General features: G+C 61.7%; 17 protein-coding genes. 4 read left to right on the top strand and 13 right to left on the bottom strand.

All coding sequences use genetic code 11. The annotated features are described in order from the left end of the window. Nucleotides 1–57: 57 nt before the first annotated feature. The 3 genes from BJD99_RS11510 to BJD99_RS11500 all read right to left on the bottom strand — a co-directional run bounded on the left by BJD99_RS11510 (nucleotide 58) and on the right by BJD99_RS11500 (nucleotide 4,283). The gene (locus BJD99_RS11510) at nucleotides 58–843 is read right to left on the bottom strand and encodes an SDR family NAD(P)-dependent oxidoreductase (protein WP_084346986.1); all 786 of its coding nucleotides are present in this window, start codon (nucleotides 841–843) and stop codon (nucleotides 58–60) included. Between the two features lie 162 nt (nucleotides 844–1,005). Next, nucleotides 1,006–2,724 carry a hypothetical protein gene (locus BJD99_RS11505; RefSeq protein WP_084346985.1) on the bottom strand — a complete coding sequence of 573 codons (1,719 nt, stop codon included), beginning with the start codon at nucleotides 2,722–2,724 and terminating at the stop codon, nucleotides 1,006–1,008. After that, nucleotides 2,721–4,283 carry a class I adenylate-forming enzyme family protein gene (locus BJD99_RS11500; protein ID WP_084347102.1) on the bottom strand — a complete coding sequence of 521 codons (1,563 nt, stop codon included), beginning with the start codon at nucleotides 4,281–4,283 and terminating at the stop codon, nucleotides 2,721–2,723. The genes BJD99_RS11505 and BJD99_RS11500 overlap by 4 nt, the downstream gene beginning before the upstream one ends. Nucleotides 4,284–4,543: 260 nt before the next feature. On the opposite strand from BJD99_RS11500, the gene BJD99_RS11495 reads away from it, so the two are divergent. Next, on the top strand, nucleotides 4,544–5,749 hold the full coding sequence (locus BJD99_RS11495; protein WP_179142302.1) for a TetR/AcrR family transcriptional regulator: 1,206 nt from the start codon (nucleotides 4,544–4,546) through the stop codon (nucleotides 5,747–5,749). A 6-nt stretch (nucleotides 5,750–5,755) separates the two neighbouring features. Here BJD99_RS11495 and BJD99_RS11490 read toward each other — a convergent pair whose 3' ends face one another. The 6 genes from BJD99_RS11490 to BJD99_RS11465 are packed head-to-tail and all read right to left on the bottom strand — an operon-like array spanning nucleotide 5,756 to nucleotide 10,995. After that, on the bottom strand, nucleotides 5,756–6,895 hold the full coding sequence (locus BJD99_RS11490; RefSeq protein WP_084347101.1) for a CaiB/BaiF CoA-transferase family protein: 1,140 nt from the start codon (nucleotides 6,893–6,895) through the stop codon (nucleotides 5,756–5,758). A gap of 32 nt (nucleotides 6,896–6,927) precedes the next feature. Beyond that, entirely contained in the window at nucleotides 6,928–8,079 is a 1,152-nt protein-coding gene (locus BJD99_RS11485; RefSeq protein WP_084346983.1) for an acyl-CoA dehydrogenase family protein, read from the bottom strand. Nucleotides 8,080–8,090: 11 nt separating this feature from the next. Next, nucleotides 8,091–8,921 (bottom strand): SDR family NAD(P)-dependent oxidoreductase, encoded by an 831-nt coding sequence (locus tag BJD99_RS11480; protein WP_084346982.1) that lies wholly within the window; start codon nucleotides 8,919–8,921, stop codon nucleotides 8,091–8,093. Nucleotides 8,922–8,936: 15 nt separating this feature from the next. Then, complete coding sequence (locus BJD99_RS11475; protein WP_084346981.1) at nucleotides 8,937–9,350, bottom strand: MaoC/PaaZ C-terminal domain-containing protein; 414 nt, start codon at nucleotides 9,348–9,350, stop codon at nucleotides 8,937–8,939. Beyond that, on the bottom strand, nucleotides 9,347–9,805 hold the full coding sequence (locus tag BJD99_RS11470; RefSeq protein WP_084346980.1) for a MaoC family dehydratase N-terminal domain-containing protein: 459 nt from the start codon (nucleotides 9,803–9,805) through the stop codon (nucleotides 9,347–9,349). Before BJD99_RS11470 ends, BJD99_RS11475 begins: the two co-directional genes overlap by 4 nt. A gap of 2 nt (nucleotides 9,806–9,807) precedes the next feature. Then, entirely contained in the window at nucleotides 9,808–10,995 is a 1,188-nt protein-coding gene (locus BJD99_RS11465) for a lipid-transfer protein (protein ID WP_084346979.1), read from the bottom strand. Between the two features lie 274 nt (nucleotides 10,996–11,269). Between BJD99_RS11465 and BJD99_RS11460 the strand changes: the two genes are divergently transcribed. Beyond that, on the top strand, nucleotides 11,270–12,058 hold the full coding sequence (locus BJD99_RS11460) for an enoyl-CoA hydratase (protein WP_084347100.1): 789 nt from the start codon (nucleotides 11,270–11,272) through the stop codon (nucleotides 12,056–12,058). A gap of 65 nt (nucleotides 12,059–12,123) precedes the next feature. Here the strand turns inward: BJD99_RS11460 and BJD99_RS11455 are convergent, their stop codons facing one another. Then, on the bottom strand, nucleotides 12,124–13,161 hold the full coding sequence (locus BJD99_RS11455; RefSeq protein ID WP_084346978.1) for a phytanoyl-CoA dioxygenase family protein: 1,038 nt from the start codon (nucleotides 13,159–13,161) through the stop codon (nucleotides 12,124–12,126). Continuing rightward, nucleotides 13,152–13,901, bottom strand: a complete 750-nt coding sequence (locus BJD99_RS11450) for a bifunctional 2-polyprenyl-6-hydroxyphenol methylase/3-demethylubiquinol 3-O-methyltransferase UbiG (RefSeq protein ID WP_084346977.1) — start codon at nucleotides 13,899–13,901, stop codon at nucleotides 13,152–13,154. Before BJD99_RS11450 ends, BJD99_RS11455 begins: the two co-directional genes overlap by 10 nt. 133 nt (nucleotides 13,902–14,034) lie before the next feature. On the opposite strand from BJD99_RS11450, the gene BJD99_RS11445 reads away from it, so the two are divergent. Then, complete coding sequence (locus BJD99_RS11445; RefSeq protein WP_084346976.1) at nucleotides 14,035–14,895, top strand: bifunctional 2-polyprenyl-6-hydroxyphenol methylase/3-demethylubiquinol 3-O-methyltransferase UbiG; 861 nt, start codon at nucleotides 14,035–14,037, stop codon at nucleotides 14,893–14,895. Between the two features lie 31 nt (nucleotides 14,896–14,926). Here the strand turns inward: BJD99_RS11445 and BJD99_RS11440 are convergent, their stop codons facing one another. Both BJD99_RS11440 and BJD99_RS11435 read right to left on the bottom strand, forming a co-directional pair. Continuing rightward, complete coding sequence (locus BJD99_RS11440) at nucleotides 14,927–15,325, bottom strand: VOC family protein (RefSeq protein ID WP_084346975.1); 399 nt, start codon at nucleotides 15,323–15,325, stop codon at nucleotides 14,927–14,929. A 189-nt stretch (nucleotides 15,326–15,514) separates the two neighbouring features. After that, nucleotides 15,515–15,937: a phosphate acetyltransferase gene (locus BJD99_RS11435; RefSeq protein ID WP_084346974.1), complete on the bottom strand. Its 423-nt coding sequence runs from the start codon at nucleotides 15,935–15,937 to the stop codon at nucleotides 15,515–15,517. Nucleotides 15,938–17,404: 1,467 nt separating this feature from the next. Between BJD99_RS11435 and BJD99_RS11430 the strand changes: the two genes are divergently transcribed. Continuing rightward, nucleotides 17,405–19,006, top strand: coding sequence for a hypothetical protein (locus BJD99_RS11430; RefSeq protein WP_143542129.1), 1,602 nt, complete (start codon nucleotides 17,405–17,407; stop codon nucleotides 19,004–19,006). The last annotated feature ends 1,044 nt before the right edge of the window (nucleotides 19,007–20,050 follow it).

Below are 20,050 nucleotides of genomic sequence, written 5' to 3'. Positions count from 1 at the left end.
ACCGGCGGGCGCATGGTGCGCCCGCCGGTGTATGTCGTTCGCACACAGCACCTCTCGTCACCGCAGGTACGACGCACCGTTGATGTCGAGGATCGTGCCCGAGGACCACATAGCCTCCGGCGAGGCAAGGTAGACGACACCGGCTGCGACTTCCTCGGGGGTGCCGACCCGGCCGGATGGGCTCTGGTTACGGATGGTGTCTCCCGTCGGGCCTGCCAGCTTGATGTGCTGCCGCTCGGTGGCGATGAAACCAGGCGCCACCGAGGTCACGCTGATTCGATGCGGAGCCAACGCCAACGCCATCGACTGACCGAACGCATGCAACGCCGCCTTGCTCGCGCCGTACGCCGGATGCTCGGGCTCACCCACGAACGCACCCCGCGAGCCCACATTCACGATCGCTCCCGGCACTTGTCGCTCTATCAGATGGTTGGCCACAGCCCAGGTCACGTTGGCCGCGCCCAGCAAGTTGACGTCGACCATGGTTCGCCAACTCGACACCCACTCGTCGTACGACGTCTCTGCCACCGAATGACGGTTGCGCTCGGACGGCGCCACAGCCGCATTGCACACCAGAACATCCACCGCCCCACCCACATTCGCGATCGCCTCCGCGACGAGGGCCAGCGCAGCCTGAGGGTCCGCCAGGTCGCCCTGCACGAGCGCATGCCCCTCGCCCGGAAGCTGCCGGAGTGTTTCCTCGGCCTCTTCGCGGCCCGTCCGATAGTGCACGGCGACACGATCGCCTCGCTCGGCGAACGCACGCGCGACGGCACGTCCGATACCCCGCGAAGCACCTGTCACCAACACGCCCCTGGCCGGACGGAATGCAAGGTCTGTCATGACTGAACAGAGTGCCCCCGACTCCCGCGTAATTCAACTTCGGCGGTGTTGGGACTGCCCGCTCTCGTTGCAATCTGATCTGTGACGATCGCTCCTCACCGCATGAAAAGCCGAAGACGCCGCGCGGTGAGATGCAGCCACGGTTATCCGCTGCCGTCGGTTTCAGTCTGTTGAGATCACCCGATCGTTCAGGAAGTCGATCAACGAGTGGCTTACTACCTCAGGTCGGCCGTTGTTTTGATTCCACGCTGCCGTCACCAGGTCCAAGTGGTTGTAACCGGGCGCGTCCACTCTGGTACCGGCTCCCACCGACGTAGTGCCGAGGGAATCCAAGCCGGCAGCGAAGCCAGTTTCTCCTGCATCGACGTAGATCACCTTCGACCGGGGCGTCACGTCGTATCGCAGATTTACCAAATCGCCAGTGCGATCACCAGTATTGGAGGCGAGGGTTTCCGTCAGCAAGCGAGTCGGAAAATACCATTCCAAACCGTCTACAACGGGATTGGACCACGCTCTGGAAAATTGAGAGATATCGGTGACCTCACTCTCCCTCGTGGTGAACACATCACCGTCTACGGTTTCGCTGCCTGTACGTGCGACCTGGTCGTAGGCGGTCCAGCCGACTGCACTGTTACCAGCTGCAGGCGCCACCGACTTGTTACCGCCGAGGATGCCTGCGAATGCAGCACCGCTGCCGTAGGAAAGGGGAAACAGTTTAGGTGCAACCGGGGAATCGAAGCTTCCGATACTCACCCGCCCGAACCCGATCGGCATCGAGTTGTCATCCAGAACGAGGCCTACTGCCGCAGAGTTCGAATAGGACCGAGTCCGCAGATCAGGCTGTCCGAGAAGGAAGTCGAGATAGTTCGGCGCTGACACCGCACGAGCTCCGAGCTGAGCGACAAGATCCTGTTGAATATTCGGCAGGATGGTGCTTGCTGCTCCGGGGTCGATGCTCGCCGCCGACAACATCGACGACAGCATCGTGAAGGTGGCTTCGGACAAGGGAATGTAGGGCAAGGCGTTGTTCAACGGCTGAACTGTTGCAGCCAAGTTCCCGGGTAGCGCACTTCCGACCAATCCGGACACAGCGGCGAAGGTCGAATCGGAAACATCCATGCGGGAATCGAGAACGAAGTATCCGGCGCATTGATCGTATCCGGGTGTACCGTCGAAATCCCAGTTGGCGAATGCGCCTGTCGTCAGGCCGCCGAGTGAATGTCCCCCACACATCGTCCGGGTTTTCCGGTAGTTCGGAGACAACTGCTGCATGACCGTGAATTGGTCTTCGAGAGTCTGCTTCAATCCGATAGTGCCGAGGAATGCAGTGTCGATCGAAGCCGCCGGGGAGTACCGGACTCCCTCGATTTCCTGGCCACGACCGTAGTAGCCGAACGCAAGATTCGGATCCTGTCGGTCAGCGGCAGCGACGAGTCCGCGATGATCTTCCAGACAATTCGCTCTCCGATCCAAGACCCACACCTCGACGTACTGCCCACGCTCTCCTGCTGCGCGTACGGTATTGCGCGCCAACGGCTCGGCTGAGCCTGCACCCTCGAGATATCCAGGCATAGTGACGAACACCGACGCCGACTCTTCCGAATTGTCCGGTCCAGCTGTCGCACGGAAACGTGTGTAGCCCAATCGATCACACTGCGGTGGCCGTTGCCCCGCAGCCGCAGGCAGTGGATCTTCGAAGCTGACGTAACTTGCTTGCACTCCCCCGTCGTCGGACTCGTTGGCGGGGAACGCAATCTCCGTGCGGCCCGCGAGTTGTCCGGGCAGTGGGACCGCGTGCGCAGGCGCAACAGGAAGCAACACCATGGCGCACACTGCGGCAGCAAGCCCGAAACGTCGGGGCGCGGTGCGGTGCTCGATCACGCCGTCGGTGCCGATACCGGACCGCTCGTGAAAGTCTCGGTCAATCGGTCACGCAGTGTGTGCTTGAGGATCTTCCCCGATGGGTTACGGGGGATCTCGGCGATCACCAGTTCGCGTGGAAGTTTGTAATTCGAGATCAGCTTGCTTGCTCCCTCTCGAAGGTCTTCCAGGGTAATTTCACAGCCAGGTAAGGGGGTGACGATTGCGACGATGGTCTCGCCGTACTCTTCGTTCTTCCGGCCCACAACCGCGCAGTCGGCTACGCCGGCGAGCCCTGCGAGTGCGCTCTCGACCTCGACGGAGTAAACGTTGCGACCGCCCGTGATGATCATGTCTTTCATGCGGTCGACCAGGGTGATGTAGCCGTCGCTGTCGACGTTGGCGAGGTCCCCGGTGTGCAGCCACCCGTCACGAATTGCATCTGCGGTCTCCGCAGGCTTGTTCCAGTAACCCTTCATGACCGTTTCACCCTGCATGATCAGCTCACCGGTGGAGCCTGCAGGAACGTCCTTGCCTTCTGGATCCACCACGCGCACAACGGTAGCCAGTAAACTCGACCGTCCACTAGCCGAAGGATTGGCCCGTACTTCTGCCGGCCGACTGTAGATTCCGCCCGGACCACCTTCGGTCTGCCCACATGCTTGATACAGCTCGACCTGAGGGAGTGCTTCCAGCAGGCGTTCGACCGCAGCTGCTGGCATCGGTGCCGCACCGAAGATGCCTGTGCGCCAGGAGGACAAGTCGCGTTTGCCAAGATCAGGATGCCGAAGCAGAAGCTGGTACATCGTTGGGACGCCGAAGAATCCGGTGATCCGTTCGGACTCGAACACCTCCAGTACCGCGGCGGGATCGAACGCAGGAAGGATGACGTGAGTAGCCCCTACCATCGTCCCTGGAATCAACATCATCGTCAGCTCTGCGGCATGGTAGAGCGGCGCGACGTGCAGCAATCGATCCCCGTCCGTGATCCCGAACAAGCTCGTGATGCTCACACCGACCCAAATGGTCCGATGATGATCGAAAAGTGCACCCTTCGGCTTACCTGTCGTACCTGAGGTATAGAGGATCAGCGAATCGTCGGACTCCAGAACCTGCACGTCAGGGTGCTCAGAGGTTTCCTGCTCGGCCAACACGGCGAGACTCGGATAACCCTCGACCACACCGAGCGCCAAGAGCAGGAGCGGTGCGTCGCTTTCCGGCGTTGCTTCCGCCACCTCGCGCACTACAGCGGCAACCGTAGAATCGAAGGCAAGAATTGTGGCACCGGAGTCCTCGAGCAGGTACCGCAGTTCGGGAGGAGCCGACCTGGGGTTGATCGGCACCACGACAGCACCGAGCTTCGCGGCGGCATAGAACGCGATCACGAACCAATCGGAATTACCTGCCATCAAGGCAAGACGGTCTCCCTTGGTGAGCCCGACTCTCGCGAGCGCGTGCGCAACCCGATTCACCTCGGCGTCGAGCTCTCCGTAGGTTCGCCTGATGTCGCCGTAGACCAGCGCAGTCCGGTCCGGGCATCGCTGTGCACTTGTCGTGAGGGCACTCCCAATTGTCGGCATGTCCATCTCCCAGTAACGTAGATCACACGTGAATTCGTAATCACGACCATAGCGGTGAAAAACCGGTCATGCAATGCTTATTTGTCACTTAAGTAAACTCCTATTAGTTTCGATGCTCGACTCCGAATGACATCCTCGGTCGCAAATCGAGAACGTCTTCAGGCCGGGACCCGAAAAGGTCACCTACCCATCGGTGATCCACTTCAGTGACCATGGAAGCGGAACCTAGAATCAACGCGTCACGAACGGATAGGTGGGAAATGAGCACGACCCGGGCAGGTGCAGCAAGCGTAGGTACCCGTCGCCCTCGTGACCGCAAGGCGCAGATACTCAGCGTCGCTGCGGATCAATTCGGCAACGTCGGCTACAACAACGCCAGCATCGCTGCAATCGCCGATGCAGTCGGCATCACCCCGGGAGCGCTGTACCGCCACTTCCGCAACAAGGAGGCCATGCTCATCGAGCTGACCTTCGAAGGATCCGACCGGTTCGTCGAGGCGCTCAGCGACGACAGTCTGGACTTCACCACAACGATGACACGGCTTGTCGCGTTGGCCGTGTCTCGTCGCGGAATCGGAATCCTATGGCAGCGCGAAGCCCGCAATCTTCCCCGAATCGAACGGGTGGAGTTGAGACGGCGATTGCACTACTGCCACCAAAAGGTCAGCACTGTGATCGCAGCCCGCCGGGAAACCCTGGATCCCGAGAGCTGCGATCTTCTCGCGCGCGCGGTACTGACGGTTCTTCTCAGTCCCTCCTATCACCGTGCACAGGTCCCGGACGATCGGTTTACCGATGCGCTGGAAGGCATGGTCAGCAGGATCGCCGACACTCGTCTGGAGCCCGATGAATCCGCCGGGTCGCCCCACCGGGACGGATTGTCGCCGCAGCACACGCGACGGTCACGGCGGGAACTCCTACTCGTCGAAGCGGCCGGACTATTCGCCGAACACGGGTTCCATGCCGTCACGATGGACGACATCGGGCAAGCGGCAGGGATGACCGGCCCGAGTATCTACAACCATTTCGTGAAGAAGGACGAGATATTGCTCGCGGCACTCAATCGCGGCGCAGACCTACTCGACGCTGGCCTCAACAGCGCTCTCACGCAGGCACATTCGGCACCCGATGCCCTGCATCTCGCCCTACTCTCATACATCGACGTCATGACCAATCACCCTGCTCTGATCACCATCGTGGTCAACGAGACCGCGAGTCTCGCCGACCCCCTCCGCCACCGACTGCGTTCCCGTCAACGCGAGTACGTCGACGAATGGGTTCACCTCCTCGGGACCATGAACCCCGGCGTGGACAGCGAGGAACTACGGGCGATTGCTCTCGCTGCAATCACTACGGTCAATATCCTGGTGAACAGCCCTGAGGTATCCGAAAGGTCTCACCTCGTGGAGGAACTGTCCATCATCGGTGACCGGATCATGGATATCGGTCCACACACGAGTGCCTGACTCGGTTCAGCACACGGCTTTCGAAGACGTCAACGCTGCAACCGTTTCCTCGTCGAGACCCCAGCTCGCCAACGTCCGGGCAACATTACGACCTCCTGCATCCATCGGGACCGGATGCGCGTTTGCGGTTCGGCTGAACCGCGGGGCGGGCGCGGGTTGGATCAGGCCGTCGACCTCGACGAAAGCTCCCCGGGCTTCATTGTGTGGATGCTCGTGCGCTTCCCAGGGTGAGAGCACCGGCGTGACACACGCATCGGAGTCCGTGAAAATTTCGGTCCATTCCGCGCGGGTCTTCTCCCTGAACACCCGTGAGATTGCAGTCTTCACGTCGGGCCACGTGGCCACGTCCAATTGAACTGCAAGTTCGGCGTCGGTCAGACCCAGCTTGCCGAGCAAAAGAGCGTAGAACTGTGGTTCGACGGAACCGACTGCCATGAACTTGCAGTCGGATGTTTCGTACGTGTCATAAAAGGGCGCGGCGCCGTCGAGCGCGTTGGTACCCCGCTCTCCGTCCCACATTCCACTTGCATGCATGCCATGCATGAAGGTGGTCAACAGTGCTGCCCCGTCGACCATTGCAGCATCGACCACCTGCCCCTGCCCGGATTGCTGCCGCTCGAACAGCGCGGAGACGATTCCGAGGGCCAACATCAAGCCGCCGCCGCCGAAGTCACCGAGCAGATTCATCGGCGCGTGTGGGCGCTCCCCGGCACGGCCGATCGGCTCCAGCGCACCCGCGATCGCGATGTAGTTGATGTCGTGACCCGCGCGTGCTGCGAGCGGGCCATCCTGACCCCAACCGGTCATTCGGCCGTAGACCAACTTCGGATTGATCTGCAACAGCGCGTCCGGGCCGATCCCGAGACGTTCGGCCACTCCGGGCCGGAAGCCTTCGACGAAGACATCAGCGCTTTCGATCAGCTTCCGAACAACTGCGACTCCGGCGGGGTCCTTCAGATCCACCGCGATGCTGCGTCGTCCGCGGTCGAGAGGTCCGGCGGGCGGAGTGAGCCCTATTCCCCTTGCGCCGCCGGCACGCTCGATCCTGATCACCTCGGCCCCCATGTCCGCGAGGATCATGCATCCGAAGGGTGCCGGCGCCAGGCTCGCAATCTCGACCACGCGTACGCCATTCAAAGGGCCCACGGGACTCTCACTTCCATTTTCGCGGTGTGCCGTCACAGTGAACGGGCGATCAGATCTTTCATTACCTCGTTCGAGCCGCCATAGATACGTTGAACACGAGCGTCCGCGTACATGCGAGCGATCTGGTACTCGGCCATGTACCCATAGCCACCGAACAACTGAAGACATGTGTCGACGACTCGACCTTGAACATCGGTCGTGTACGCCTTTGCCATCGACGCTGTGGTGCTGTCGAGTTCACCACGCAGATGGCGTTCGATGCAGTTGTCGACGAACACTCGCGACACTCTCGCCAGGGTCGCGCACTCTGCCAGTTGGAAGCGCGTGTTCTGCATATCGAACAGTGGTCCGCCGAATGCCGAACGGTCCTTGGTGTACTGCACCGTGATCGCGACGGCAGTCTCGGTGGCGGCTGCCGCACACACTCCGATGACCAGTCGTTCGTGTGGGAGTTGCTTCATCAGATAGCCGAACCCTGCGCCCTCGTCGCCGAGCAGATTCTCGGCCGGGACCCGAACGTCCTCGAAGAAGAGCTCGGCCGTGTCCTGTCCCTTCATGCCGATCTTGTCGAGTACGCGGCCCACGCGGTAACCGTCGACGTCAGCTGTCTCCACCACTATCAACGAGACACCCTTGGCGCCGGCAGAGAGATCCGTCTTGGCTGCGACGATGACGAGATCGGCGTGTTTTCCGTTGGAGATGAAGGTTTTGGCTCCGTTGACCACATATTCGCCACCGTCACGAACAGCATTGGTACGCAACATTTTCAAGTCGGATCCTGCGCCCGGTTCGCTCATCGCGATAGCACCGACGAGCTCACCTGATGCCATCTTGGGTAGCCACCGTTGCTTCTGTTCCTCGCTTCCGTAAGCCAGGATGTAGTGCGCGACAATGCCACTGTGGACCATGTTGCCGAAGCTGGTGTCGCCTAGACGGTACTGCGCGTCGAAAATGGCGAAATCGTGTGCGTAGGTGCCGCCCCCTCCGCCGTATTCCTCCGGAATCGATGCACACAGCAGACCGAGATTGCCGGCTTTGTTCCACACGTCTCGGTCGACAGATTTCTGATCCGCGAACCGCTCCTGGTTCGGAAGGAGTTCGGCTTCGAAAAACTTTGTGGCCATGTCCTTCAAGGCGACTATGTCGTCGTCGATCCACGATGATCGGTATTCTGCTGTGCCCATGTTCTCGACTCCTAGAAGTTGAAGCCGCCGCCACAGACCAAGGTCTGCGCACTGACGTAATCGGATTCGGGGGTGCAGAACAAGTAGACCGCCCCTGCAGCTTCGCTCGGTGCGCCGGCGCGACCGAGTGGGATCATCTGTTCCATCGCGGTCATCAGGTCGGGGTTGACCCCGACCTTGATCTCTTTGCCTTGAACATCGATCGTGGCTTGGCCATCGGCCGACGCTTCGGTGAGGCGGGTCTTGATGAATCCGAATGCAACAGTGTTGACGGTGACGTTGTACCGGCCCCATTCCTTCGCCAACGTCTTGGTCAGCCCAGTGACACCGGCCTTCGCCGAGGAGTAATTGGCCTGGCCTGGGTTTCCACCGGTTCCGGCAAGAGAAGAGATGTTGACGACCTTGCGGCATGGGATAGGTTCACCCGCGGCTTTGGCCTTCTTGACCGCAGCGGCGATGACGGGCTGTGCGGCGCGCAGAATACGGAACGGAGCTTTGAGATGTACGTCGAGAATCGCATCCCACTGCTCGTCGGTCATCTTCTGAATCACCGAATCCCAGGTGTAACCCGCATTGTTGACGATGATGTCGAGTCCGCCGAAAGAATCGACGGCGGTCTGTACGAAACGCTCGGCAAAGCCGTCTTCGGTGACACTTCCGGCGCACGCAACGGCGAGACCGCCGGCGGCCTCGATCGCGGCAACGGTCTCATCGGCCGGTTCAGCATCGAGGTCGTTGACGACCACCTTTGCGCCCTCTCGGGCAAGCTTGAGCGCGATTTCTCTGCCGATCCCGCGGCCGGAGCCAGAAACGATCGCAACCTTGTTGTTCAGAGTTCCCATGGTGTGCAGTCTCTTTCAGTTGATGGCGACGATTGCGTCGCCAGTGAGTGCGACGGTGCCGTCGGCGAGGGTGACGGCGAGTTCGACGGTGGCGCGCCGCTCACCGTCGACCCGATCGATCGAGACAACCTTGCCGGTGGCAGTGGGCTTGGCCAACACGGGCGTGATGGAAGCAAACCTCACCTGGTACGAGCGAATATCCTGCTGCGGAATCCAATTGGTCAACAGACGACCCAGGTATGCCATTGAAAGCATGCCGTGCGCGAAGACGTCTTCGAGTCCTGCCGACCTGGCAACGTCGATGTCGATGTGCATCGGGTTGTGATCGCCCGAGGCACCGCCGAACAGGGCCAACGTCGTTCTCGTGATCTTGTCGATCTCCAACGTGGGGAGCTCGGTGCCGACCTCGATGTGTTCGGTAAATGTCATTTTCCGACTCCTGGGTTTCGCACGACGAGTACAGATTTCAGGTCCGCCACAGCGGATCCATCGGCGCGCGTTACGGCGGTGTCTTTCACGATGAATTCCAGTGCACCGCCCTTTTTCGAGTACACATCGGCGATCGTCGACTTCGCAGTCAACGTGTCACCCGGGTAGGCGATCGAGTGGTAGGTGAATGCTTGTTCGCCGTGTAGGACGAAACGCAGATCGACACCGAGGTCCGACAACCAAGCGAATGGGTCGGGACTGTCGAGCTCGATGGAGAACAGGAAGGTCGGCGGGACAGGCAGATCCTCGTACCCGGCTGCGTTGGCTGCCTCGACGTCGGTATAGACCGGGTTCGTCTCACCGATGGCCTTGGCGAAAAATCGCAACCTCGCTGCATCGACAGTGATGTCGACGGGCTCGAACACGGTTCCGATCACTGCGGTATCGACGGCCATGCTCAGCTCACCTTCTCGTAGAGGGTGACCACGGCGGCGCCGCCGAGACCGATGTTGTGCTGCAAGGCCACTTTGAGATCTCCCTCGACCTGACGGGCCTGTGCCTGGCCGCGCAACTGCCACACCAGCTCCGCACACTGCGCGAGACCCGTCGCACCGAGCGGGTGCCCCTTGGACAGCAGGCCACCGGAGGGGTTGGTGACAACCTGGCCGCCGTAGGTGTTGTTGCCGTCGTTGATGAACTTTTCGGCTGTTCCCTCGGGTGTGAGGCCGATTGCCTCGTAGGTGAGCAGCTCATTGGCAGTGAAACAGTCGTGCAATTCGACGACGCGGATATCTTCGGGCCCGACGCCGGACATTTCGTAAACCTGTTGCGCCGCAGCCTTCGACATGTCGTAGCCGACGACCTTGGTCATGTCGTTTTCGTCGAATGTCGAGGAAAAGTCGGTCGTCATCGCTTGGGCTTTGATCACAATGGACGCGTCGAGACCGTTCTTCTTGGCGTATTCCTCGCTGACGATGACTGCCGCCGCCGCGCCGCAGGTGGGCGGGCAGCATTGCAGTCGCGTGAGCGTGCCGTAGATGTGCGGTGAGGCGAGTACTTCTTCGACGCTGGTCGGCGTCTTGAACACCGCGTACGGATTGTTCGCGGCGTGCAGGCGGGACTTGACGGAAATCTTTGCAAACGTTTCGGGTGCGGTGCCGTACTTCTCGGCGTATTGACGACCTGCACCACCGAACATCTGAGCGGCGAAAGGTGACTCGTCCCGTTCCTGGACCTGATCCATCACTTCGTCGAACCGCGCGAACGGCGACGGTCGGTCGGTGAATCCCATAGCCAGCGCACCCCGCTGCATCTGCTCGAAGCCGACCGCGAGCGCGACGTCGACCGCACCCGACTCGACAGCCTGTCGGGCGAGGAACAGGGCCGATGAGCCGGTCGAGCAGTTGTTGTTGACGTTGATGACTGGGATTCCAGTCAGGCCGAGGCCGTATACGACGGCCTGTCCGCATGTGGAATCACCGTAGACATAGCCCGCGTAGGCCTGCTGAATTGCGCTGTACTCCACACCCGCGTCGGTGAGGGCGGCACGCGCTGCCGTCGTTCCCATCACGTCGTATGTCTCGGACCGGCTCGGTGTCGCGAAGGGGATCATTCCTACGCCTGCAACCACTGCTCTTCGCGTCATCCCAAACTCCTGAAGTTGACTAATTCTGATTTACTTACTGAAACAGAAGCGCTGTTGGAATGCAATAGGTAAGTCGATACGACATTAACTTCGGTCAACACGCGAGCTCTCGGAGCCGTCGGGCGAAACGGGCTCCACCGTGATGCCGTGGTCCTGGCACCCACGTCGATCTCGACGAAATTGTTTTTCGACCGATCTGGCCCCTCTACGGCACGTACGCTTGCACGACCTCACTCAGCGCGACGTCCGCCGTCACACCACAGGAGCGATTTTCATGTCACAGAATTCGTCCGCTGCAGCTGTCACGACCTCCGTCGAAAACACCATCGGTTACGTGATATTGACCGAGCCGGAGCGTCGAAATCCGCTCTCGGTGGCAACTATGCGCTCGTTCCAACAGGCACTGCTCGATCTATCAACGACCCCTGCCGTACGCGTGATCGTCGTTCGCGCCGAAGGACCCGCATTCTCGGCCGGCCACGACCTGACCGAAGTGGTCGGGCGGTCCCTGGAAGAGGAACGCGAGATCTTCGCCGTCTGCACGGAGATGATGATGACCATTCACCGCGTTCGCCAGCCCGTGATCGCTGCGGTGCAGGGCATGGCCCTGGCTGCCGGTTGCCAACTCGTCGCCTCCTGCGACCTCGCGATTGCCTCCTCCACCGCTCGTTTCAGCACCCCTGGTGTGAAGATCGGGTTGTTCTGCTCGACGCCCATGGTGGCCTTGACTCGGGCAATCGGACGCAAACAGGCGATGCGGATGCTGCTGACCGGAGAAATGATCGACGCGGCAACCGCTCTGCAGTGGGGTCTCGTCAACGAGGTCGTTGCCCCCGAATCCCTCGACACCGTCAGCCGGTCGATGGCCGAGACCATAGCTAGCTCGAGTGCCATGACCATCGGTATCGGCAAAGAGGCGTTCTACCAACAGATCGAGCTGTCCGAGAGCGACGCCTACGCTGCGATGCAGGAGGTCATGGCGAACAATGCGACGACCCGCGATGCCCAGGAAGGCATTTCCGCGTTTCTCGGCAAACGCACACCACACTGGCAGGATCGCTGATCAGATCAGCGCACCGGGCGGCGGCGTCCTAGGGGTCTCCGGCCCGACTGACCGACCCGATCGGCTCAGCTGCGGCGGCCGACCACCGGGTTGAGCTCCGAGGCCGCGAGGCCGCCGGGCTCGACACCTGGGAGGAACTCGCGCCAGGTGCCGCTGATGAGCGTCGGCGACGACGTCACCCGCGCCCCATCGGCGAAGTAGGTGGTGGCCAGCGCCCGGCGCGGTTGCGTCGTCAGGTTGGGGCCCGCGGTGTGGAAGCACAGCGCCGAGTGGAACGACACGTCGCCCACCGCGAACGGCCCGGACTCCACCGCGACGCCGCGATCGACGAAGCGCTGGGTGACGGCCTCGTCGTACGAGGTCCCGACCTTGTCGAACTCCAAGTCGGCTACCTCGCCCAGCACCTCGCGGCCGCGGGCGAACGACAGTGGACCCATCCGGCCGGGGATCGCCGACATCGGCATCCAGGCCGTGACCGCCTGGGTAGTCTGCAGCGGGAAATGCTCGGCGTCGTGGTGCCAGGGCGTGCGGCCGCAGCCGGGCTCCTTGGACAGCGCGTTGTCGTGGTAGAGCCGAACGCCGGGTTCGTCGAGCAAGGTCGCAGCCAGGCCGCCGATTCGGGGCGACAGCGCCACGGCGCGCATCAGATCATCATGTAGCCACATCTGCTCCAGCGCGGTGAACCGGCCGGCGACGTCGTCACCGTGCTCGGCGCGCAGCAGCCCGTCGAGGTGCTCGGCGAGGCGTCGTACGACGGCCGGCGAGAGCACGCCGGGCAGCCGCACGAAAGCCTCCCGCGCGAAGGCCCGGGCCGCGGACGGGTCGAGGTCGTAGGGCTCGGCCAGCTCGCGCTCGACCTGCTCGTCGGTGGCCGCCGGAGCGTCGGGCAGGCCCGGGCCGTCGACCAGCTCGGTGGGCACCTGGTCGTTGGCAGCCAGCGTGACGTACCAGTCCCACCAGTCCTGGTCGTCGCCCGCCCAGTCCTGCTCGATACCGCCGTCCCGGTTCTGTTCGGGGAGCCGATCGTTGGTCTGGTTGTTCAGAGCCGACGTGTTGTTCAGAGCCGACGTGTTGTTCAGATCCGACGTGTTGTTCAGATCCACAGCAGGGCCGCCTCGTGGGAGAAGGTGTAGGAGCCGGAGTCGTCGCGGCAGGAAGCCAGGTACTCGCCCAGTACCGGGGCCGCCTCCATCTCCTCCAGCGACACGGAGTCGTCGAAGGCGCAGCGCTGCAGGAAGCCCTCGACGACGGCACGATCCGACGTGCCGGTGGTGTACGTGACACGCTGGTCGCGGACATCCGCGCCGGCTCGGATCAGCGAGTCACGCACCTGCTCGGCGCTCGTGTACGGCGTCGCCTCGCGCACACCGGCGCGAAAGGCGTCGTAAAAAGCGAGGTAGTGGGAATTAGCTGTGGCCTGTGCGACCAGGCCCAGGCCACCGGTGGCCAATGCGGCCACGAACCGCTCGGCCGCGGCGTCCAGCTCGGTCGGCGGCAGGGCGTAGAGCGCATGGGTGGCCCACACGACGTCGTAACCGGTGTGGTCGGCGGGGAGGTCCTGCAATGTCATCACCAGGTCTTCTCTGGCCGAGAACGGCGGGCCCAGCGCGGCGCGCGCCTCGGCCACCGAGAACGCCGAAGGGTCGAGCAGGTCGTAGGCCAGCTCGGGCAGCGCAGAGAGGTCGGTGTAATGCCGCAGCGCGGTGGGAAACTTGCCGCTGCCGCAGGCCACGTCGAGCAGCGACCAGCCCTCGTGCGCACGTTCGGCGAGCAGGCCGGGCCAGTCGGCGGCCAGCGCCAGCTGGCGGTAATCCTCGGTGGCAAGGGCATAGAACGCCTCCATGCCCGTACGACCCGCCTCGCTCCAGTGCTCGAGACTCCGGTCGGCTGTATCTCCGCTGCTCACACGAGTCCTCGTCTCTCTCAGAAAGCCGACCTCAATGCACCGGGTGGGGCGTCGTGGTTGACTCGGTCTGATGTCCAACGTAGCTCCGACCCCGTCGATCGGCACCGCAGCCGTGCTCCTCGACGACTTACGCGCCCTACGGCGCGGTGCTCCGGCCCTGGCCGGCCTCGAGCCCAAGTCCTACGCTCGCGACCACGCCGCGTTCGAGCAGCTCTCCGACCAGCGCGGCCTCATCGCCGAGCACCTCGCAGGCAGGCTGGCCACGATGGGCGACGGACCGGTCTCGGTGCTTTCGGTGGGCTGCGGTGACGGCTCGCTCGATGTCCAGCTCGCCGATTCTCTGGTGCTGGCGGTGCCCGGCCGACCGGTGCGCTACGTCGGCATCGAACCCTGGTCCGGGAGCGCGGGGCTTTTCACCGCCAACATGGCTGCGCTGGGGGCCGACGAGCTCAGCGTCGACGTGCACGTCGCGTCGTTCAGTAACGCCCCGCTGGACGAGACCTTCGACGTCGTGTTGTTCGTGCACTCGATCTACTACGTCGCCGACGTGGAAGAGACCCTCCATGGTGCCCTCGAACTGCTGCGACCCGGCGGCGAACTGTGGGTGCTCAACGCACCCCGAGGCGCGCTCAACGCCCTGGTCGACGTGCTCGCCCCACCGCTGGAAGGACATCGACAATGGTTCAGCGCCGACGTCGAGAAGGCCTTCATAGACGGCGGCATCGCCCTCGACGAGATTGTCACCCTGGACGCACTGGTCGGCCTCGCCTCCGCGAGCGAGCGGGTGCTCGACTTCGCGGTGCAGGCCCGGCTGACCCCCGAGCTGCGCGGACCAGTGCGGGCCTATCTCGACGCCGTCTCGGTGCCCGGCGCCGACGGCAGGCCCCGGGTGCCGCACCCGGTCGACGTGTTCGCCGCGGCCCGCCGCTGACCATCGCTCGAAGGGTTTGCGCAGCGGGCACTCACGCAGGCGGGGCGAAGAATTCGAGTGCGATGTTGTCCACGTCCCGGAACGAGATGCCCGAACCGTATCCTGCGTGTTTGATCCCGGAGTGTTCGATCTTCAGCTCGTCCAGCCTGTCTCGCCACTGGGCCAGTTCTTCCTGGGAGCAACCGAACGCAATGTGATCCAGGCCTACGCGGCGTTCGTCGAACGGCCCCTCAGCCGTCGAACCATGGTGTGAATGGAGCCCGAACAGCATGCCGTTCGCGAGCGCGAAGACCGAATGATGAAAAGTTCCCGACTCCTCGTCCTCGTCCAGAACCGGGCGGGAATCGAACAACCTCGAATACCATTCGACGCTCTTCTCGAGGTCCGTCACCGTTATTGCAACGTGGGCCAAGCCAGGAAAACTGGACATCTTCGGTCGACCTTTCGGATGGGCGCTCGCACTACTCTGAACCTAATCGAAGATTGTCGTACGGCGAGACGCCATGGCCGAAAGCTACCCATTCGGGTAGGTGCGACGCAGCCCAGGCCTCCGTACCCGGACAGCGCCTCGAATTCGATTGCAGCACAACAACGCAAGACCGAAGTGAGCTGGTGTGGTCTATTTTTCGGCGAGACCTGTTGCCGCTGCGAGATATTCACGTGAGTCGCGAAACGTCTGCGCCACGCCGCGTCCCGCGACGGCTCGGTATCGACTGATCTGATCGTCATCGAGAAGATCGAGCGCCGTAGTGGAATCCGCGTGCATCCAACCGCCGTCTCGCACCAGCTTGTGTGCGCGTTTACCTTGCAGGGCAGAAATTCCCTCGACTCTGATCCCCTTCGGATCGGTCGACGCTGCGATGTAGTAAGCCTTCTTCCCGGGGTAACCGGCCTTGACCTTCCCGCGCAACCGCAAAACGGCATCGACCGCGTCATCGATGGCAGACAACTGCTCGTCGGAGCCCGATTCGGCAGCAGAGACTCGCGCAATCTCCGCATCCAGTCCAGCAAGCAAAGTGGCGAGGTACTCGAGATCGCTCATCAACTCATGATGCCTTACGGCAGCGATCTCCTGCACCAGGGGACTGACCCAGGTGGTTGCTGACTGCGCGTCATATGCACACTATCGGCCGCTTTCGACGGGATCCCGTCGATAACCGTCGATAGTGTGCACTGAGGCACCGGGCGACCACACGAAAAAGGCTCCGACCACACCATCTGGTCGGAGCCTTTTCGCTGGAGCCCCCTAACGGGATCGAACCGTTTACCGCTCGCTTACAAGTATGTTGGGAGACAACCACATACGTCCGCATGGAACCACCGAAATGCCCCTGACCTGCTTCAATCGTCCACGCGGTACCACCCGCATCCACGTCCGTTCGTACCGACATGTGACACGCTCGTGACACCGAGATCAGCGACGAGAGTCCGTCTAGACCGTGGTGAATCCGCCTGAACGTGCGACGATTCGGAGCGGCCTGAGTCGTCCAAACTACCCAACGCGATCCACGAAATGTCCAAGATTTCACTGTAGAGCGAACGGCGGCCGAGCAACAGGTGGCAACCGAACTGACGCGCAGGGCCGCAGTTATGAGCGTCGAGGTTCATTCCGCGGGCAGCACACCCGGCTCCCGCGGTAAATGCGGCTGTCGGCGCACTCGTTCCTCGAGGTCGGTGTTGACCCCACCGGTGAGCACCCGAAGCCGATCGACTCAGACCGTCCGGCCGGATCGACTACGTCGTCACCGGGTCGAACCGAGGTCAGCCTAGCCCGACCCACTTCGTGACAGGCGACGGTGCGCTGAAGCCGACAGGCGATGAAGTGGGGCGCCGCTTTCAACTCTAATCGGCGTAGGACCGGTGCATAAAATGGCGAGTGACTCGACGCTCCGCCACCCCCGTAGGTCCTACCATCAGTCATCGAGGCGCGGCACGCGACTCACAGCGGTCTTTGCTCGTTGAGCAAACTCTCCTGGGTATTCGAACTCGGCCGCGCCGAACAGACCGACGTCCCGGTTATTCGCCGTTTTTCACTGATAATGCGCGTGTGGCTGTGAACTCCAACGATTACCGGGTCTTGCGGATCCCAGCAGAACGATCCGTCGATGTGTCCGATGTGGTGCGGCTTGGCGACAAGAATCGCAAAACACTGGGATTCCTTCCACATTCAGGGTATGCCGAAGCAGCCGAACGTCGTCATATCGTCATTGCGACCAGCACCGATGGATCACTCGCAGGATACTGTCTCTACGCACCGACCAGGACTTACGTCAGAATCGTGCACTTGTGCGTCGACAACCAGCATCTTGGGCGGGACCTCGCCCGGCGCATGGTCGAGTGCGTGGACGAACTCAACCCTCAGTCGTCCGGTCTGAGACTTAAATGCAGACGTGACTGGCCATCGTATGAAATGTGGCCCAAGTTAGGCTTTCGTCCCCGAACTGACGTCGCCGGCAGGAGTGCTGCGGGACATTTGCTTACAGTGTGGTGGCGAGCTGCTGCGAGCGAAATGGATCTGTTCTCCGTTCAGGCACATCAATCCGACGTGCCGCTCGTTGCGATCGATAGCAACGTGTTCTCCGACCTGCATTCGACGCGCGCCGATCGTGAAGGTCGGTTCTCCGGGGCCGTTGCGTTGCTAGCTGGCGATAGTCAGATTCAACTCGCGTTGCCTAGCTCGGTGCCCGCCGAACTGAACCGGACCGCCGACGACGTCGTTCGCAGGCGGCTGCTCGACTGCACAGCCTCGTATCCAGTGCTACCGGTGGACGAGCAGGCAGTCAGCGAGGCTCACGCCGACCTCCTCGCCTATGTCGACATTGACGTTCTGACGCGAGACGCGAGCCTCAAGAACGACTCACGTCTGATCGTCGAGGCCGCGCTGGGCGGTGCAGATGTGTATATCACCCGCGACGTGAACACCGTGCGCCACCTTGGAGGCCGAGCACTCGACGTCCATGGGATAGCGGTGCTCGACCCAACCGAACTCGCGGCATTCCTGCATCGTAGGGAATTTGACTCCAACTACCTACCGGCCCGACTACAGGAAACGAGTTACGAGGTCTCCTCGGGTGACCACAGCTTATGGTCGAGTCGGGCCGTCGACGCACTCCTCAACAACGCTGCCAGTGAGCGGCGGGCCGCCTTCAGCGAACGAATAAGATCCATTGCAGAACTGTCGGCTGCCGACATGAAACGTAGCCTCTTACTCGACCCGCGGGGCGAGGTTGTCGCGGCCTGGGCGACCCGTCGCTCAAATAACGGCAGAATCGAGGTGCCGCTTCTGCGCGTATCGGATTCGCCACTCGCGACGACCATCTCTAGGCAACTCCTCTACCTGCTCCGCAACGACCTCCCCGACCACTCATCCACAGCGATACGCATCACCGACCCGCATCCGAGTGCCACCGTTGTAGCATCCATGCAAACAGAGGGCTTCTCGAGAACTCCCAACAGTGACTGGGCTGCAACATCGTTGACCGTCTGCGGCGACTGGGCAACAGTACGGGCAGCTGCCCTCGCCGCGCACGCGCCTGAAGTTCCATCGGAGGCGCTTCCAAATACCATGCAGGTAGCCGAACTAGAGAAAGCGTGGTGGCCGGTCAAGATCAACGACGCCGAATTACCGACATACGTCGTCTCAATACGCAGCAACTTCGCGTATGACCTACTTGGACACACAACCACCCTGTTGACAAGGCCCACGACTTTAGGGTTGTCACGGGAGAACGTCTACTACCGTGCAGCTCGAACTAAACAGGAAGCACCAGGTCGCATCCTGTGGTACTCCAGCAGAGTGGACAAAGCCATCGTCGCTTACTCACGCCTAGTCGAGACCGGAATTGGATCTCCCGAAACGCTTTTCCGTCAGTTCAAAAGACTCGGCGTCTGGGACCTGGACACCATCCGTCGGTCAGCAAACGCCGCCAACGAAGTGGCGTTTCTCCGATTCGCCGATACAGAAATCTTCAAGTGTCCTGTAGGCCTCGACGACGTCAGACGATTGTCGGCCGGGCATGTTACGTTGCCAAGCCTGCAACCTGTGAAGATCAGCAACAAGCTCTTCACATTGCTCTACCAGAAAGGGCGCGGAATTGACCAGCTCCGCTGAACGCACAACCCTCGCCGAGGGAACCGCCCTTTTGATTTCGATCAAGCCAATGTACGCGGGGTCAATCTTGTTGGGTCAGAAAACTATTGAGCTGCGCAGAACCAAACCCAGCCTTGCACTGGGTTCGACTGTAGTGATATACGCCTCCAGTCCAACTATGGCTGTTGTGGGATGGGCAACGTTGTCCGACGTCATTGAAGCCTCGCCAGATTACCTATGGAGGAAGCATGGACCGGAAACAGGCATAGCCCGCCGCGACTACCTTTCCTACTTCGCGGGAGCATCAAGGGCATTCGGTCTACGCCTCAGCGCACCCGTCTCAACAACCGTGCCCTTGCCCCTTGACCGACTTAGAGACCTCGGAATGGAACCGCCCCAGAGCTGGCGGTACCTCAATTCCGAGTTTGTCAGCCAGATCCAAAGCCAGACACCGTCAGCAAGTTCACGGTGAAGGAAGCAGACGCCCCTGATCGCGCTATGCGGTTTGCTCAGATCGCGAGACGCACTTGTAAGTCGTCGGCTCAGTCAAGCCAGTGGGCGACCAACAACCCGGCTCCGCATGTCCACGCCGTCTCTAGAACAGATTGCACCAAAGCGACCAAGGTACGCACGAGAGCTCCCATAAGCGACTCCTTTCCTGGCCGATTCAACGCCCATGTCATGGCCCTATCGGGCAGAACACTCAGCAAACGAGTCAGAACCAGGAAGATCGGCGCCCAAGGATGCCCAACCAAACCCAGGGAATCGAACCCGAGGCCCACTGGCTGCCCAACCAACGAACCGTCTTAGTTTACTACTTCAGCGCCACCTACACGCTCCACGCCTCAGGACAAGAATTAGGTACCACCGAGGTCCACCCAAGCTTCCGCCACCGCCGCTGCAGCCTCTCTCGCTGACACGGTCAACCGTGTCTGTCCCGACAGCTGACTCTCTCAATCAGCTTCAGTCGGAGTGGCAGGTCCCCGATAGTCGGACCACCGCGTTCTAGAGCCACGGTGTGATTGATGTCAGTCGATCTCGCAGCCCACGGGTTGGTGCGTGTGG

The organism is Rhodococcus sp. 1163 (assembly GCF_002091985.1).
Taxonomy (GTDB): Bacteria; Actinomycetota; Actinomycetes; order Mycobacteriales; family Mycobacteriaceae; genus Rhodococcoides.
This window is presented reverse-complemented; position numbering and strand designations above follow the sequence as displayed.

Bases quoted from the DNA above. Each gene is read 5' to 3' on its own strand.
- BJD99_RS11450 (WP_084346977.1), bottom strand. From the start codon at position 13,901: ATGGAGGCGTTCTATGCCCTTGCCACCGAGGATTACCGCCAGCTGGCG.
- BJD99_RS11475 (WP_084346981.1), bottom strand. From the start codon at position 9,350: ATGACATTTACCGAACACATCGAGGTCGGCACCGAGCTCCCCACGTTG.
- BJD99_RS11480 (WP_084346982.1), bottom strand. From the start codon at position 8,921: ATGGGAACTCTGAACAACAAGGTTGCGATCGTTTCTGGCTCCGGCCGC.
- BJD99_RS11445 (WP_084346976.1), top strand. From the start codon at position 14,035: ATGTCCAACGTAGCTCCGACCCCGTCGATCGGCACCGCAGCCGTGCTC.
- BJD99_RS11440 (WP_084346975.1), bottom strand. From the start codon at position 15,325: ATGTCCAGTTTTCCTGGCTTGGCCCACGTTGCAATAACGGTGACGGAC.
- BJD99_RS11495 (WP_179142302.1), top strand. From the start codon at position 4,544: ATGAGCACGACCCGGGCAGGTGCAGCAAGCGTAGGTACCCGTCGCCCT.
- BJD99_RS11430 (WP_143542129.1), top strand. From the start codon at position 17,405: ATGGATCTGTTCTCCGTTCAGGCACATCAATCCGACGTGCCGCTCGTT.
- BJD99_RS11435 (WP_084346974.1), bottom strand. From the start codon at position 15,937: ATGAGCGATCTCGAGTACCTCGCCACTTTGCTTGCTGGACTGGATGCG.
- BJD99_RS11460 (WP_084347100.1), top strand. From the start codon at position 11,270: ATGTCACAGAATTCGTCCGCTGCAGCTGTCACGACCTCCGTCGAAAAC.
- BJD99_RS11470 (WP_084346980.1), bottom strand. From the start codon at position 9,805: ATGGCCGTCGATACCGCAGTGATCGGAACCGTGTTCGAGCCCGTCGAC.
- BJD99_RS11465 (WP_084346979.1), bottom strand. From the start codon at position 10,995: ATGACGCGAAGAGCAGTGGTTGCAGGCGTAGGAATGATCCCCTTCGCG.
- BJD99_RS11510 (WP_084346986.1), bottom strand. From the start codon at position 843: ATGACAGACCTTGCATTCCGTCCGGCCAGGGGCGTGTTGGTGACAGGT.
- BJD99_RS11485 (WP_084346983.1), bottom strand. From the start codon at position 8,079: ATGGGCACAGCAGAATACCGATCATCGTGGATCGACGACGACATAGTC.
- BJD99_RS11500 (WP_084347102.1), bottom strand. From the start codon at position 4,283: ATGCCGACAATTGGGAGTGCCCTCACGACAAGTGCACAGCGATGCCCG.